This window comes from Polycyclovorans algicola TG408, from assembly GCF_000711245.1.
Classification (GTDB): domain Bacteria; phylum Pseudomonadota; class Gammaproteobacteria; order Nevskiales; family Nevskiaceae; genus Polycyclovorans; species Polycyclovorans algicola.
The window spans coordinates 784,604-799,733 of record NZ_JOMH01000001.1 but is presented as its reverse complement, the minus strand read 5'-3'; the positions used below and the strand labels follow the sequence as shown (position 1 = coordinate 799,733).

15 protein-coding genes and 1 pseudogene are annotated in these 15,130 nt (G+C 62.3%); 8 read left to right on the top strand and 8 right to left on the bottom strand.

Annotated features, from left to right (window positions below; all coding sequences use genetic code 11):
- Nucleotides 1-21: 21 nt before the first annotated feature.
- The 5 genes and pseudogenes from dmpG to U741_RS19615 form a co-directional block, all read right to left on the bottom strand.
- Nucleotides 22-1,062, bottom strand: a complete 1,041-nt coding sequence (dmpG, locus tag U741_RS0103815; RefSeq protein WP_029889169.1) for a 4-hydroxy-2-oxovalerate aldolase — start codon at nt 1,060-1,062, stop codon at nt 22-24.
- Between the two features lie 15 nt (nt 1,063-1,077).
- Nucleotides 1,078-1,995, bottom strand: coding sequence for an acetaldehyde dehydrogenase (acetylating) (locus U741_RS0103810; RefSeq protein ID WP_029889168.1), 918 nt, complete (start codon nt 1,993-1,995; stop codon nt 1,078-1,080).
- A gap of 70 nt (nt 1,996-2,065) precedes the next feature.
- The gene (locus tag U741_RS0103805; protein ID WP_029889167.1) at nt 2,066-2,500 is read right to left on the bottom strand and encodes a GlcG/HbpS family heme-binding protein; all 435 of its coding nucleotides are present in this window, start codon (nt 2,498-2,500) and stop codon (nt 2,066-2,068) included.
- Between the two features lie 129 nt (nt 2,501-2,629).
- Nucleotides 2,630-2,815, bottom strand: a complete 186-nt coding sequence (locus U741_RS0103800; protein ID WP_029889166.1) for a hypothetical protein — start codon at nt 2,813-2,815, stop codon at nt 2,630-2,632.
- 201 nt (nt 2,816-3,016) lie between these two features.
- Nucleotides 3,017-4,233 (bottom strand): annotated as a pseudogene (locus U741_RS19615) (OmpP1/FadL family transporter).
- Between the two features lie 170 nt (nt 4,234-4,403).
- Between U741_RS19615 and U741_RS0103785 the strand changes: the two are divergent.
- Nucleotides 4,404-5,087 (top strand): class II aldolase/adducin family protein, encoded by a 684-nt coding sequence (locus U741_RS0103785; protein ID WP_029889163.1) that lies wholly within the window; start codon nt 4,404-4,406, stop codon nt 5,085-5,087.
- 36 nt (nt 5,088-5,123) lie between these two features.
- Here U741_RS0103785 and U741_RS0103780 read toward each other — a convergent pair whose 3' ends face one another.
- A complete protein-coding gene (locus U741_RS0103780; RefSeq protein WP_029889162.1) occupies nt 5,124-5,810 on the bottom strand; it encodes a MerR family transcriptional regulator in 687 nt (228 codons plus the stop codon).
- Between the two features lie 214 nt (nt 5,811-6,024).
- Here U741_RS0103780 and U741_RS19160 point away from each other — a divergent pair, with 214 nt between their 5' ends.
- Nucleotides 6,025-6,246, top strand: a complete 222-nt coding sequence (locus tag U741_RS19160; RefSeq protein WP_152551482.1) for a hypothetical protein — start codon at nt 6,025-6,027, stop codon at nt 6,244-6,246.
- Between the two features lie 14 nt (nt 6,247-6,260).
- The gene (locus U741_RS0103775) at nt 6,261-7,379 is read left to right on the top strand and encodes an alkane 1-monooxygenase (protein WP_029889161.1); all 1,119 of its coding nucleotides are present in this window, start codon (nt 6,261-6,263) and stop codon (nt 7,377-7,379) included.
- 62 nt (nt 7,380-7,441) lie between these two features.
- On the opposite strand, the gene U741_RS0103770 is transcribed toward U741_RS0103775, so the two are convergent.
- Together U741_RS0103770 and U741_RS0103765 are read right to left on the bottom strand one after the other, a co-directional pair.
- Entirely contained in the window at nt 7,442-8,155 is a 714-nt protein-coding gene (locus U741_RS0103770; protein ID WP_029889160.1) for a hypothetical protein, read from the bottom strand.
- Nucleotides 8,156-8,188: 33 nt separating this feature from the next.
- Nucleotides 8,189-9,307 carry an NAD(P)-dependent alcohol dehydrogenase gene (locus U741_RS0103765; RefSeq protein WP_029889159.1) on the bottom strand — a complete coding sequence of 373 codons (1,119 nt, stop codon included), beginning with the start codon at nt 9,305-9,307 and terminating at the stop codon, nt 8,189-8,191.
- A 267-nt stretch (nt 9,308-9,574) separates the two neighbouring features.
- On the opposite strand from U741_RS0103765, the gene U741_RS0103760 reads away from it, so the two are divergent.
- From U741_RS0103760 to U741_RS0103735, 5 genes are all read left to right on the top strand, one after another.
- Complete coding sequence (locus U741_RS0103760) at nt 9,575-10,645, top strand: 2Fe-2S iron-sulfur cluster-binding protein (protein WP_029889158.1); 1,071 nt, start codon at nt 9,575-9,577, stop codon at nt 10,643-10,645.
- Between the two features lie 445 nt (nt 10,646-11,090).
- Nucleotides 11,091-12,122: a hypothetical protein gene (locus U741_RS0103750; RefSeq protein WP_029889157.1), complete on the top strand. Its 1,032-nt coding sequence runs from the start codon at nt 11,091-11,093 to the stop codon at nt 12,120-12,122.
- Between the two features lie 12 nt (nt 12,123-12,134).
- Entirely contained in the window at nt 12,135-13,679 is a 1,545-nt protein-coding gene (locus U741_RS0103745; RefSeq protein ID WP_029889156.1) for a hypothetical protein, read from the top strand.
- Nucleotides 13,660-14,229, top strand: coding sequence for a sigma-70 family RNA polymerase sigma factor (locus tag U741_RS0103740; protein ID WP_029889155.1), 570 nt, complete (start codon nt 13,660-13,662; stop codon nt 14,227-14,229). Before U741_RS0103745 ends, U741_RS0103740 begins: the two co-directional genes overlap by 20 nt.
- Nucleotide 14,230: 1 nt before the next feature.
- Entirely contained in the window at nt 14,231-15,034 is an 804-nt protein-coding gene (locus U741_RS0103735) for an anti-sigma factor (RefSeq protein WP_029889154.1), read from the top strand.
- Nucleotides 15,035-15,130: the final 96 nt, after the last annotated feature.

Below are 15,130 nucleotides of genomic sequence, written 5' to 3'. Positions count from 1 at the left end.
AGAATGTTTGAGCCTGTGCAGTCACGCCGCCTGCCCTCTTTGCCGCACCATGGTTAGCGCCGTATCCTCAATCATGTCCTCCTGGCCGCCGATCATCTTCTTCTTGCCCAACTCCACCAGGATGTCGCGCGTAGGGATGCCGTACTTTTTGCCCAGCCGCTCGGCATGCAGCAGGAAAGTGGAGTACACGCCCGCATAACCCAAGGTCAGCGAGGCGCGGTCCACGCGCACGATGTGATCCATCATCGGGAAAATGATGTCTTGCGTCATGTCCATCAGCTTGAATAGATCGCAACCGGTCGCGATACCCATGCGATCCGCCACTGCGACGAACACTTCGGTCGGCGTGTTGCCGGCGCCAGCACCGAGACCGCCAACTGAGGCATCGATGCGCGTCGCGCCGCACTCGATTGCTGCGAGCGTGTTCGCGATCCCCATGCCGAGGTTGTGGTGGCCGTGGAAGCCGGTTTCGGTCTCCGGCTTGAGCACATCGCGCAACGCCTTCATTCGCGCCGTCACGTCGCCCGGCAACATGTAGCCGGCCGAGTCCACGACGTACACGGTCTGCGCGCCGTAGGACTCCATCAGCTTGCCTTGCTCGGCCAGGCTCTTGGCATCGTTGAGGTGGGCCATCATCAGGAAGCCCGTGGTATCCATGCCGAGCTTGCGCGCGTAGGCGATGTGCTGAGGACTGGTGTCCGCCTCGGTGCAGTGCGTCGCCACATGCACGCTGCGCACGCCGTGGTCATAGGCGCTCTGCAGATCCTTCATCGTGCCCAGGCCCGGAATGAGCAAGGCGGAGACAACCGCCTGTTTCATTTTCGGGACTACTGCATCCCAGTATTCCTCGTTGCTGTGCAGTGCAAAGCCGTGCTGCAGGGAGTTTCCGCCGAGGCCCGCGCCGTGCGTGACCTGGATGATGGGCACCCCTGCGTCGTCTAGCGCGGTGGCGACCTTGACCATCTGCTCGGTGGAAATCTGCTCACGTTTGGCGTGCATGCCATCGCGCAGCGCCATTTCGTGGATGAGAACCTTGCGGCCTTGGCGATTGATAAGGCTCATGGGGGGGCTCCGGATTCAGGCGGCCTGCTGGACCGGGCGCAGCGCGTAGCGTCCGGCGATTATTTCGGTGGCGAACATCTCGGCTGTGCGGCAGGCGGCGGCGGTCATGATGTCGAGATTTCCAGCGTACTTCGGCAGGTAGTCGCCCAGGCCTTCCACCTCCATCCACACGCCGACCTTGTTGCCGTCGAAGACCGGGCCGTTCACCAGCCGGTAGCTGGGCACGTACTTCTGGACCTCGGAAATCATCTGCAGGATCGATTCGCGGATGCGCGCCTCGTCTGGCGATCCCTCCGTCAGGCAGTAGATGGTGTTGCGCATGATCATCGGCGGCTCCGCCGGGTTGACCACGATCAGCGCCTTGCCCTTTTTCGCGCCACCGATCTTCTCGATGGCGTTCGAGGTCGTGTACGTGAACTCGTCGAGGTTGGCGCGCGTACCGGGGCCAATGGACTTCGATGCCGTGCTCGCGATGATCTCCGCGTACTTCACGCCCTGTATGCGCGAGACGCCGTAGACGATGGGAATCGTCGCCTGGCCTGCGCAGGAAATCATGTTCACGTTCATCGCCTGCGCCTCTGCGTGCTGCTTGAGGTTCACCGGCGGGATGCACAGGCCGCCGATGGCAGCGGGCGTTAGATCCACCATCAGCACGCCGAGCGCGTTGAGCTTGTCCGAGTTGGACTTGTGCACGTACGCGCTGGTTGCATCGAAGGCGATCTGGATGCCGTCCTTCTCCACATGCGGCAACAGTCCATCCACGCCCTGATCGGTGGTCTTCACACCCATCTCTCGGGCACGAACCAGGCCATCGGACTTCGGGTCGATGCCGACCATCCAGACCGGTTCCAGCAACGGACTGCGCTTCAACTTGTAGATCAGGTCGGTTCCGATGTTGCCGGGGCCTATGATCGCGCAACGAATCTTTTTCAAACGACTCTCCTTGTTGAATTATCGACGTGCACCGAGACTTCCCGCACACACGAGGAAGATTGATTTGACGTCAAGCAGGCAGTTCGGCGATGACCTCCAGACCCTTCTCCGCGCATTCGACGTCCTGGTCCTCGCTGGCCCCGGACACACCCACGGCGCCAACGCAGTGACCCTCGTGAATCACCGGAATGCCGCCGCCGAACAGCACCATCCGCGGTCGCAAAGGAACTCCCTGCTGCACCGCAGCCGAATGATGCGGCAGGACCTTCGCCCACTCTCCCGTCGCCAGGCCGAAGCTCGCGGCCGTATAGGCCTTGTCGATCGCAATGTCGGTAGAATGGAAGGGCGCGCCCGGAATGCGCAACAGCGAAATCAGGCTGCCGTGACGATCAACCACCGCCGCGCAGACTTTCAGTCCTTGACTCCGCGCATGTTCCACTGCGCCGCGAGAAATGCTGGCAGCCGCCTCCCAAGATATGTTCGATTCTGGAATCGCAATTGGCATGAGTCTCCTCCGGCTTTTCGTGCTGCTTACCCACCTGCTACTCTTTCTAGAGTATGCCGAAGCATCATCACGCATATCATCATGCATACGACTAATCATCATCATCAATGATGATTAAGGTCAGAGCGGTCATGGGTATCTTGCGACAAACGGCTCGAACTTGGGCTGACGCACGCCAGGACAAGACGCGTTGGTCTGTTCCAACATCATCGACGGCCGGTGCCGGAAGCCGTGCTGACGGTCGTGTCCCACAACGTGGTGTAGGTTCTCGGGATGCTCTGCATAACCGATCAAATCGGTGACAATTTTGCTCATGATCTGGCGCGCTGAAGGAGCCCCATGAAGCAGCGGAGGCTGTCTGAGACCCGGTCTGATGTAAGCGCGCGTCTGCACAACTGTCAGGGGAACGCGTCGCATGTCCCCATTGTGTGCAGCTCACGCCTTGCTGGCCAATGACCCGCGTGACGGGCGGGCGCGCCCCGGGGCCAGCGCATATCAACCCAAACCGACTTGCCACTACAACAACAGATACCGGCAGCTGAGCACGCTATTCACCTGGCGATTGCGCGCCTCGATGGCCGGAATGCTATTGGCGGTGCCGCCCAGACTGCGCACCGGGTCATTGAGGCCAACGCTCACGCCGAGACTCAGTTCATGTGCCGGTGCCGGACGCCAGGCCACGCCACCGGTCAGGTGCTGCCGGGTAATGGTCGGCAAGGTGCCGTTGAGATTCTGGTCGGGCACGACCTGCTGGAAGGCGTGCGAGCCGCCAACACGACCGGTCCAGTTTGGTTGGAACTGCCATTCAACGCCCAAAGCCAGCGTCGTCAGGTCCCGAAACCCGGTGGGCAGTGACCCCTTCAGGTCGCCGCCGTCATCGGCCGTGAAGGCAATCTCGGTATCGCCCAGTGACTGAGACCAGAGGGTATGGCGCAGGTCGGCGACCACTGCCAGTGCCGGCCAGACGCGATGCGAGACGCCGACAATCCACGCTTGGGGGAACTGCAGGTTCTCCAGCCGCCCGGCACCACTGAGGACGATCTGATTGTTGTCGGTGTCGATCGTGGTGAGGCCGCCGCGACCTTTCAAGTCACCGAGCGCGGTACGAAATTCGTATGCCAGCGCCAGCTGGGTGTTGTCGCTGGCCGCGTAGCTCACGCCGACGCGCTCGTCACGTCGAGGCTCGCACCGTCGCGCCATTTCGGACTGGCCTGCCACGCCAGGGTGAAGGGGATGCGGGTCTGGCCGATCCGCGATGAAATAGGCAGCCCGGTGGCCACGTCGCCCGTGGTGGTGCTCGACAGGAACGACTCGGTGCCGTACTCGATGCCGAATCCTCCGGCAGCAAACAGCCCTGCGCCAAATGCCCAGTCGCCGCGACGCATCGCAAAGGCCACCTCGGGCAAATAATACGGACCGCGATTGTTGCCCAGTGACGCGTTGGTGACCCGTTCCCCGGTCGCTGAATTGACGGTGTCGATGTTGGCGTTGATGTAGGTCACCTGGACCAAGAACTCCTTCGACGCATCCAGACTGAGCAGTTCGGCCGGGTTGAGCATCATCGCCGCAGCGCCCACCGGGTGCGCCACGCCCGCACTGGCCATGCCGCGCGACACCGGCCCGAATCCCTCGACGCGGGCCAGCTCAATGGCCCCGGCCGGCAACGAGATGGCGAGCCACAACAGCGCGCCACAAAGGCCTGCGCGGGAAAAACTCGGTCTGGGTGAGGTCATGGGTTCGCCTGGAGAAATGATTCGACATCGCAAGCTTTGCGTACTACAACAACGCAATTTGCGAGCGCAGCATGTTGCCACGAGGCTCTCGATTGCGAAACGCCGACACCGCCAGACTTAGGGCACTAAGCTCTGACGCCCGCCACCCCCCACTGAAACGAGAAGCGACCATGCGCTCTGCCCCCCACGAACACCATCGCGAGTTGCGCATCGCCGCGCGCGCGCTCGCCCGTGGCCACCTGGTTCACGCCTACGGCCATTGCAGCCTGCGGCTGGATGCCGATCACTTTCTGGTTTGCGCGGCAAAACCCATGGGCACGATCACGCCGGACGATGACGGCACCGTGGTGCCGGTGAGCGGCGCGCTGCCGGAAGGCGTGCTGGGCGAGGTGCGGATTCATCAGCAAATTTATGCCCGCCGACCCGATGTTGGCGCGGTCTGCCGCATCATGCCGCCGCAGATTGGCGTACTGGCACTGCTCAAACGCACCCCCAAACCACGCCATGGTTTCGGCGCCTACTTCGCCCCCGGTCCGGCCCTGTGGGACGACCCACGCCTGCTGCGCGACGATGTCGCCGCCGCGCGCCTCGCCGACACCTTGGACGCCGGCAACGCCATCGTCATGCGCGCCAACGGCGCGGTGGTGGTCGGTGAGTCGCTAGTGGAAGCCGTGGCGCTGTCGTGGTTTCTCGAAGAAGCCGCGCGCGTCGAAGTCAGCCTGATGCAGATGGGCGAGGACGGCGATCACACCCTGCTCACCGCCGATGAAACCGCCGCACGGCAGGTGGTGGCCGGCCGGGTTTACGAGCGCATGTGGGACCACCTGAGCTTCGGCGACCCGGAAACAATTTGACGTCCTGTTGAGACGAGTGGAGCCACTTAATCGGCCCTAGCCCTCGATTTTGCGAAACGCCTCAATCGCCGCCTTCATCCGCAGCAGCGAAAAAATGTTGAGCATCATCGACAGGCCAGGCTGCGCCCAGTCGGCTTTTTTCTCGCGCGGAAAGTGGGGCACGCGCGCCAGATACGCCTCGATTTCGGCAAAGGCGAGGTCCTTGGCGCGGTCGACATAGAGCGCCACCAGGTTGGCGTCGAAACCCAATTCCTCGTTGAAGCCATAGGCACGCATGTCACCCCAGATGCCGACGATTTGCGCGTCGACCCGGCTCAGGTGTCGCTCCCCATTGCGCATCACCAGCTCGATGGCGCCCATTTTCGCCAACACCTTGGCGTCGGTTTCGGCCTTGGGGCTACGCTCGACCAAGGATGACAAGGGGACCAGGGTCTGGTCGGCGCCAAGACGTGCGGCCACCAGTTCATCGAGATGGCGAAACGCGCTGGCGTCACCCGGCACGGTGCTCGCGTGTCCGTTGAGGGCTTCCTTGATTTCGTCGATGGACAGGCGCTGTTCGGTTTGCAGGCGCCGAATCGCCAAGATGCTGCGCACGTGCTCGTCACCATAGTCGGCAACATTCACCTTGGGCCGCGCAGGTTCCGGCAATAAACCATTGCGGAAATAGAAGTGGATCATCTCGCGACGAACCCCGGTCATCTGCTCCAACTCACGCATCTTCATCAGTTCACAACCCCTCGGGTCTGGGCCCGGACAACATTCGACGGCGCAGCGATGGCCCGGCGGCTTCGCGACATCTTGTTGAGGCACGCGGAACTTTAGCATTTGACACGTATCTGATTTATGCGTAATGTCATTACACATAGTTGGAATACATAAAAATAAGAATCAATGTGCGACGTCCCGGCAGCCCGCCGGGATCGAATCAGGAGAAACGATGCAAGCCCTCAAACATGGTCGCCAATACCGTCGGCCCGCCGCAGGTCCGCTGAAAAGCCCGGCCATCAGCCGGCGTCGGCACCACCGGAGCGCTGCCCATGGCACGCGCCCAACCCTAGAACGTCAACTGGTCAGTGCCCTGCACGACTACCAGTGCGACACCCCCGAAGACGCCTTCCCGAGTTTTCTGGAAGCGTTGCACTGCGACAACCTCAGATAAACAGGAGAACGCCCATGGACTACTTAAAATATTGGACACCCGTCGCAGTGCTTGCGGCCAGCTTTGCCGGCCTGATTGCCGGTGGTAATTGGGTCTGGGTGGGCATCGCGTCCTTCCCCGTGCTGGCCTTGCTCGACACCCTGGTCGGCCGCGACTACAGCATGCGCAAAATGACCAACCAGACGGTTGCCAACATCCCCATCTGGATTTGCGCCATCGGCCCGCTGCTTCAGTTCTTCGTGCTGGCGTGGGCGGTGACGGCGCACGACCTGACCGGCTGGCAAATGTTGGGCGCCGTGTTGGGTGTGGCATGGATGGGCGTGGTGCCGCTGGTGCCAGCCTCACACGAGCTCTATCACATGCGTGGCGCGCTGCCGCGGTTCGTTGGTCATTACGTGCAGTTGTGCTACCTCGATTGCACGCGTGACATCGGCCATGTGATCAACCATCACATCGACGTCGCCACCGTAGACGATGGCGATACCGCGCCGCGCGGCACCGACCTGTACAGCTTCACTGGCAAGGAATTGATTGCCAGCACGCTCTTCGCGCAAAAGATGGAAGCGCGCGCGCTGGTCAAGCGCGGCTTGAGCGGCTGGAACATTCGCCATCGCGGCTACCGTGCATTGTTGGCACTGGCAGTGTTTCACACGGCGATGTTCCTGATCGGCGGCTGGGTTGCCGTGGGTCTGGCGCTGGCGGCACAGCTGATCGCACGTGCCTGGGTCGAGAGCTTCAACTACTTCCAGCACTACGGCCTGATCCGCGTCAAGGGTTCGCCCATTGGCCGTCGCCATGTTTGGAATCACCTGGGCTGGTTTTCGCGCACGGTGGCCTTTGAGATCACCAACCACGCCGACCATCACCTGAACTCATATCAGGTCTACTACAAGTTGGCCCCGCACAAGGAAGGCATTCCGATGCCCAGCGTGTTCTTGTGCTTCTTGACGGCGCTGATTCCGCCGTTGTGGCATGAGGTGATCATCAAGCCGGCGCTCAAGCGCTGGGACTTGGAGTTCGCCACCGCTGAAGAGCGCAAGCTTGCCGCCGAGCAGAACCGCAAAGCCGGCTGGCCCGACTGGCAGAACGAGCCGGGGGCAGCGCCCGGCATGGCCGCAACCGTCGGGGCCTAATACCCCTGCCGCACAAAAAAGCCCCCGACCGGGGGCTTTTTTGTGCGCTGAGGCTTGTGACGTCAGGCCGCTTGCGCCCGCTCCCGGTCCAGCGCCTTGAGCATGTACCACGTGGTCGCAATCAAGTAAGTGCCCCACACCAGCATGGGCAAGTAAAAGCCCAACAGGCCATGGTAGGCAAACGGTCCACTCTTGAAAAATGCGGGTCCGGCGGCCGTGAGCAGGGAGGCGGCGCCGGCAAAGGTGAACCACGTCAGCCAGCGCGGAATCATCGGCGTTTCGCGACGGTCCATCAGCTCGACCATACCCGAGGCAATCATTTCGACGGCCAGGTAAATCCAGCCGAGCAAAAATGCGAACCACGCCCAGTCGTACCACGCCTGGATCACGTCGGCACCGTACTCGGGGCGGTAGGCAGCGACAATCCACGCGCAGGCATTGAGGAAGATGATCAGCGAGATGAAGATCCCGCAGACCGCCGTGGTGATCGACCACAGCGGCCAACGGCCCTCAATCTTGGCCAACATGATGCCGAACTGTATCGACCCCGGCACCAGGAAGCCGCACGCGATGTAGAAGATCGTGCAGCCGATGATCGTGCCCCAGCGATGCGTCTCGGAAAACCAGACCTTGGTGGCCTCCATCCCGGCATCGGCCGGCACCGGCGCATAAAAATGCGCAATACCCAACCACCCGATGGCGGTCAGTGCAGCAAAGACCCAGCTGCACCAGAGGCCCATTTTCTGCGAATGAATGTGGTCAATCGGCTGTTGCATGATGAAACTCCGGTTCAGGCCGCATGAAAAAAGTCAGAAAATCAGTACAGGCTTGATGGCCGAGCCATCTTCCGAGGCATGCGCCGCCTCGTTGATCTGATCAAACGGAAATTTCTTGATCAGTTTGTCGAATGGGAACTTGCCGGCCTTGAACCAGCTGATCATCTGCGGGATGAAGGTCTGCGGGTCGGCGTCGCCTTCGGTGATGTACTTCACGCCGACGCCGCGCATCAACATGCTCATCATGTTGGCGGGCAGCAGTGCGTCCGGCGGAGGTACGGCAATCAAGCCCAGCATGCCGTTGGGCAGCATGGTTTCAACCGCCACGCCGATGACCGCCGGAATGCCGGTGGTGTCGACCGCGTGGGTGACGCCGCCGCCGCCCAGCTCCTTGATCTTGGCCAGCACGTCCTCGGTCTCCTTGGGATTGATGACATGCGTCGCGCCCAGCTCCAGCGCCAGCTTGCCGCGCGCGGCATTGGGCTCGACGACGATCACCATGCCGGCATCGACCGCGCGCGCGCCGAGCAGGGCGGACAGGCCCACCGCGCCGCCGCCAAAGATCGCCAACGACTGGCCTTTCTTGAGCTTCAACGAGTTGACCACCGCCCCGGCACCGGTCTGGATGCCGCAACCCAGCGGCCCAAGCAAAGCCAACTCGACGCTGTTGTCCACCTTGATGGTGTTGCGGGCGTGGGCCACGGCGTAAGTGCCGAATGACGACTGGCCGAAGAAGTTGCCATGCACCGTCTGACCCTTCTGGCTCAACGCGGTGGTGCCATCGGCCGGCCGCACGCCCGAAAAATTGTGAGCCAGAAAATTGAAGCAGTACGCCGGCTGATCATCGCCGCAACTCGGGCAAGCGGCGCAGGAGTCAAAGCTGAGCACGACATGGTCGCCCGCCTTCAGGTGGGTAACGCCCGGGCCAACCGATTCCACGATGCCGGCGCCTTCGTGACCGAGCACGATGGGCAAGGGGACCGGGAAGCCATCGCGCGCCACCAGATCGGTGTGGCACATGCCAGTGGCCACCATCTTGACGCGCACTTCGTCCTGCCGGGGGGCGGCGACATCAACGTCTTCAAGGGTGAACGGGCCGCCAACTTTGCGGACCAGGGCAGCGCGGGAAACGAGGGGAGCAGCAGCAGTCATGGGTCAACCTCTGTCGTTGGGGTCTGTGGAAAAACGGAAGACGCCGCTAGACCTGCGACAGTCATCGACGCCGAGGCGATCGCGACCGCTTGCACGCCGATTTGAGACTCCTCCGCGTGCGACAACCGCCGCACATCTTGTTTATATATGCTCGGTCCAGCCGCTGAAACGATTTGACGCGAGCTTGCGATTGATAGTATGGGACCTTACTATCAATCGCAAGCAGTCCGGCAATGCACCGGATGCACTCGCATTGAGGAGAATTCCATGGGCATTTTCAAATCGCTGTTTGGTCCCAAAGAAGCGAAAATGGTGCAGGTTGCGCCCTTCGGCGCCCGCTACGAAGTCCCCAGCGGTCAGACGATACTTGAGGCCGCGCTGGCCAACCATGTGCCCTTCCCGCACAACTGCACGGTGGGCACCTGCGGGTCGTGCAAGTGCAAGCTGAAAAGCGGCCGGGTGAGCGCCCTCACCGACTTCGGCTACACCCTGTCACAACAGGAAATCGCCGCCGGGTTCATCCTCGCCTGCCAGGCGGTGCCCAAGGATGCGTTGACCGAGGTTGAGGTCGAAGGTGCGGCCACCGACGCACCGCCAGCCGAGCAGTTCGTCGCCACCTTGGCCGACACCGAGTCGCTGACCCACGACATTCTCAAAGTCACGCTCAAGCTTGACCGCCCCATCCAGTTCATGGCCGGGCAATACGCCAACCTCAAGTACCCCAACATTCGCCGCGCGAGAAATTACTCCTTCGCCGACGCACCGGTTCGTGACGGGCGCCAGACCGTGCATTTCTTCATTCGCAAGGTCCCCAACGGCGCGTTCACCGAAGACCTGTTCTCCGGTCGACTCGACGGCGTGCCGATTGACGTCGACGGCCCGCACGGCAACTTTCACTTGCATCCGGGTGACGGCCCTATGGTGTGTATCGCCGGGGGCTCGGGTCTGGCGCCGCTGCTGAGCGTGCTCGAGAAGGCCCGCAAGGACCGGGTACAAAGACCCTGCGCATTCCTGTTTGGCGCACGCACCGAGGCCGACCTTTATGCGCTGGAGCAGATCGACGAGATCGCCATGGGCTGGGCCGCGCCCTTCGTCTTCCTGCCGGTGTTGTCACATGAACCCACCGGTAGCGCATGGAAGGGCGCCCGGGGCTGGGTCACCGAATTCATCACCGACGCGCTGCCGGACACCGACTGGGCCAAGGCCGAAGGCTACATGTGCGGCCCGCCCGGCATGATCGACGCCGGCATCGCCTCCATGACCGAGATCGGCATCAAGCTCGAGTCAATTTATTACGACAAATTCACCGACGAAAGTCACATCGCCAAGATGCCTTGAGCCGCGCCTTCATCGTTCGTCCCTGGACGGTTCGCAGGCGCCCAACCGTTAACCCCGCCTCTAAATTCCAGGCCCTGACGTATGCATTTTGTGCGGATGATTCAGCGTCCGGACAAGTGCCTGAATTCACCTGCAAAGACAGGGCCCCGACAAAGGGGCACCGCACATCGAGGAGCGCATCACCATCACACCCGTTTCACCCCTTTCGAGCAGCGAACGCGCTTTTGTTTGCAAGCCACGGCCACGTCCGACCGCTCACGGACCGCATCAGCCTGGGTGCCACCTTCTCGGCCGACAAATGGGAACTGACCAGCCTGCTCTGGTACAGTCCTCACTAGAGCGTGCAGTGCGAAAATTCCCTGTCGCCGCAACTGGGCTGCGGCGAATTCAGTATGTCCAACGAACTGCTCGGCTTCGGTGTGTCGCTGGGCTGGAGATTCGGCGAATGAAACTCTTGAAACCCATCGGGCTGGCGACCGCCGCCCTCAGCCTCATGGCCGTCCCGCACATGGGCCTCGCCCAGGGTGACGACCACACCCCGGTGGTGTACGCACTAAAGATTGTTGCAACGGTCGACGCCACCCAGCAGTGGGAAAAGAACGATCCCGAGTACCCGGGCGAGCAGTGGTCAAAGGCCAAGGGCAAACAACGCTACGAGATTTTAACCGAGCTGCGCTCAGATGGCCGCCTTGAGGTTCGCAACCTGCTGCATCCCGACCTCGACACCCGGCTTGAGGCCAAGGTCATCTTCCTCGCACGGACCGTGGCCCGACAGATGCGGGCCGAAGGCAAGGAGGTTCGGCTGCCGGAAACAGAGGCCGAACAGGCCGAACTCAATGAACAGATGTATCGTGAAATGCGGGCCTGCAAAGGAGAAGCCGGCTGCAGCAACGAAGTCTCCCAGCGCTACTCGGCACTGTTTGCCGCCATGCAATACCCGGAGGCCATGGAAGAAGACACGGTTCCGGGGCGGTTCATGTACTTCTTGCCGTTTGACGGCTGCCGCGAATCCTCACGAGTGCAAATGGCGCTGGCCATCGACGGCGTGCGTTACAACAAGAACGAGCGCGATCTGGTCGAATTTTCAGAGCGTCGTAGCGCCGACACGGTCGACGCTTCGGATGGCATGACCCTTTGCGAACACTTCACCGTCGTGGTGGACACCGAGGACGAAGAAAACGGCCTGTACGTCGAAAACGTGTTCGTCCCCCGCCCGGTCGGCATCACCGAATACACCGAGAACGGCCACACCACGCGCGAGGAGCAGTCGCAGCCGATGCCACCGGCGGCGCTGGACTGGATGACCGAAACCCTGCGCCACGCACCCCTGTCCGGCAAGGCCAGCGCCACCCTGCCACTGCCCATGTCACTCAACGGCAACTCGACCTGGCTGGGGCTGTGGAAAGGGGAGGCCGACGTTGAGATGGAATGGTCGTTCATCGCAGTCGAGGAACCGGGCGAACCCGTGCAACCTTGAGGAACCCGCAACATGCAGCGTGCCATCAATCTGAAGCTTGTCCTTTTTCTTGCATCCGCGGGCTTGCTCGCGGCCTGCCAGACGCCGCCCAATATTGCACCGCAGTCCGCATTTGTCGGCTTCTTCAAGAATCAGGCTGATTGTCGCGAGCAGTACGCGGCCATGGATGCCCGAGTTGAGGCCGCTGGGGTGCGCGACGGCGCGTTTTACCGGGTGCCGGGATACCCGTACCTGCGCACCGACCGGCTGCTGGCGTCGTTCGCGAAAGAAGTGCACTCGATGGACGAAGTCAGTGGCTGGATCCGCCGCATGCGCGAGCTCGATCAGGAATCTCGCGAATACGAGTACCGCAATCTTGGCTTGAGCACCCAGGAAGCGGCCATATCGCGCATCGATCTGCTCGAGTGTGGCCGAACCCTCGCCGGGTTGGAGATTGCCGATGAACCGTCGCTTCGCGACCTCCGCGAACGCGTGCAGCCGCCCAGCGAATATTCAGGCCTGGCCCGCGCGGCCGGACTTTATCCACTGACCGCACCGCTGCTCAAGTCGCACGCCGAGGACGCCCAGCGTGCCGCCAAAGCCTCGTTTAACACAGCCGAGCCGTTGTCGACTGAGGCGCGGCTGTGGACGGTCAAAGCAGCCGAGGACATGACGCTGATCCCCAAACACTTTGATGATGCGTATCCCGACGAGCTTGGGATGCCGGGCCTGGTCGACTCTGCCTGGCGTGCCCTTGCCGAGAAACATGCGCCACCGATTTTGATCAACAGTGCGGCCCATGAAAACCAGCTTGGCACGCCAGTCTGGAAAGACGGTCGCATCGTCGCCGACGCCGGCACGCCCGAGGTTCATTACCACTTCGACTTCGTCCGATTCGGTGCGCAAGCCTTGGCCCGTATCAATTACTTCATCTGGTTCGACGACGCCGGCGCAGACGTACAGGGTGGCCTGGATGGACTGATCTGGCGCGTCACCCTCGACCGCGACACCAAGCCGCTGTTATTCGAGAGCCTGCACGCGTCCGGCCGCGATCATTTCTGGTTTCCGGCACAGTCCCTTGAGCAGCGTGCCAGCGGCGGATACCTGAGCCAGCCGCCGTTCTTCCCCACTGAATCGCTTGCGCCGTCGGCCCCGGTGGTTCGCCTGGCGGCCGAATCGCGTCGGCCCAATGCGCTGCTGGATAACGACGCGTTGGCTGCCGACATCGGCAAAAAGCCGGCGCAGGAATATACGCTGCAACGCTACGAAGAGCTGTACATGCTGCCCCGTGACGACGGCACCACACGCAGCGCCTTCCGCCCCGACGGCTTGATGCAGGGCGCAACGTCCGATGGACCGGGCTGGCTGTGGATCAGTGGCCTGCAGGCGCCCGGCGCGCTGCGTCAGTACGGGCATCACGCCACCAGTTACGTCGGCCGCCGGGTGTTTGACGACCCTCACCTTCTAGAGCAGGTCTTCGTCGCACCGCCACCCCCGAAGCGACTGAAGGCCGCACAGACCGGCGCCGCACGGCCGTCGCGGCCAATCGATCAATCGCATGACAACGGGCCGTCTTGATGCGCAGGCGCTTCGCGAGCTGATCGCGCAGGTCGGGCGCGGCAATGCGGCTGCGCTCGAGGCGCTTTACGACCAGACCAGCCCGATTCTTTACGGGCTGCTCATTCGCATCCTCAAACACCCTGATCGCGCCCAAGACGCCCTGCAGGAATGCTACCTGCGGGTCTGGCGCCGCGCTGAAACTTACGCAGCCGAAAAGGGCGATCCGCTGGGCTGGTTGATCGGCATCGCCCGCTACCGGGCGCTGGACCTGATCCAGTCGACGCGCAAGCTTGATGGGCCAACACAGTCGATCAGCGAAGCCGAGTACGAACTGCCGGGTGACGAGCGAACCCCGGAGGACGCGGCTGTGGAGCAGGAGGGCCTGCTGCGGCTGGACCGTTGTCTGCAAGGCTTGCAGTCACAACAGCGACGGAGTGTACTGATGGCCTATTACGAGGGTTACTCTCACTCGGAACTGGCCTTGGCGATGAATGCGCCCTTGGGCACCGTCAAAGCCTGGGTTCGCCGGGGATTGGCGCGATTGAGAGAGTGCCTGGAGCGTCCCTGACATGAATTACGACAACCCCGAGCTGATGCAGTATCTCGCCGCCGAGTACGCGCTCGGCACCTTGCGCGGACCCGCGCGGCGACGTTTCGAGCAGCTGTTGGCCACCCATCCGGCCTTGGGCGAGCAGGTAGCGTTCTGGGAAACGCGGCTGAGCGATTTTGGCGCCAAGGTGACCCCAATACCGCCACCGGTCGCGGCCAAGTCCCTATTGATGGCGGCAGCAATGCCTGAACTGGGCGGCGGCGTTCGCACGCAGCAGCGGCAGGTTGATCGGGTTGGCGGCCACGCGGTCTGGCGGCGGCGACTGCTGCCGGGCGCCGCGGCCGCAGCGTCGCTGGTGGCGGCGTTTCTGCTCGGCAAGCAGACTGTCGGTGAGCGCCCGCCCATCGAGACCGACCCATCCACCCCATTCTTATCAGTGCTCGGCGAGCCGACCCGATCCGTGTTCGAAACGGCCCACGAGCGCTATGTGGCCCAAATCCGATTGCCGGCCTCGCGTGTTGAATGGCTGGTGAGCGTTTCCAGCGACCAGAAACGTTTTAGTATCGTCGCCGCTGAAGACTGCCTGACCCATGGTCTGCACCGTTTGCAACTGTGGTGGATTTCGGAGACTCAGGACGCCGTTGCGCTCGCGACTTTGCCGGCCATTCGGGGTGAAACGGTGACCCTCGACATCCCGACGGCCTTGCAGGGTCGCGTTGACGGCACCTTCGCCGTCAGCATGGAGCCCGGTGGCACGCCGTCGCCATTCGATAGCCCGCGTGGTCCTGTCCTTAGCCGTACTGCGCAACTCAATATGATCTGACTGCGCCATTCAACGCAGGCCTCACCGACTTGCGGGTGGCGTGTTGTTTCACCCACAAAAAAGGCCGGGCGATTTTTCGCCCGGCCTTTTTCGTAC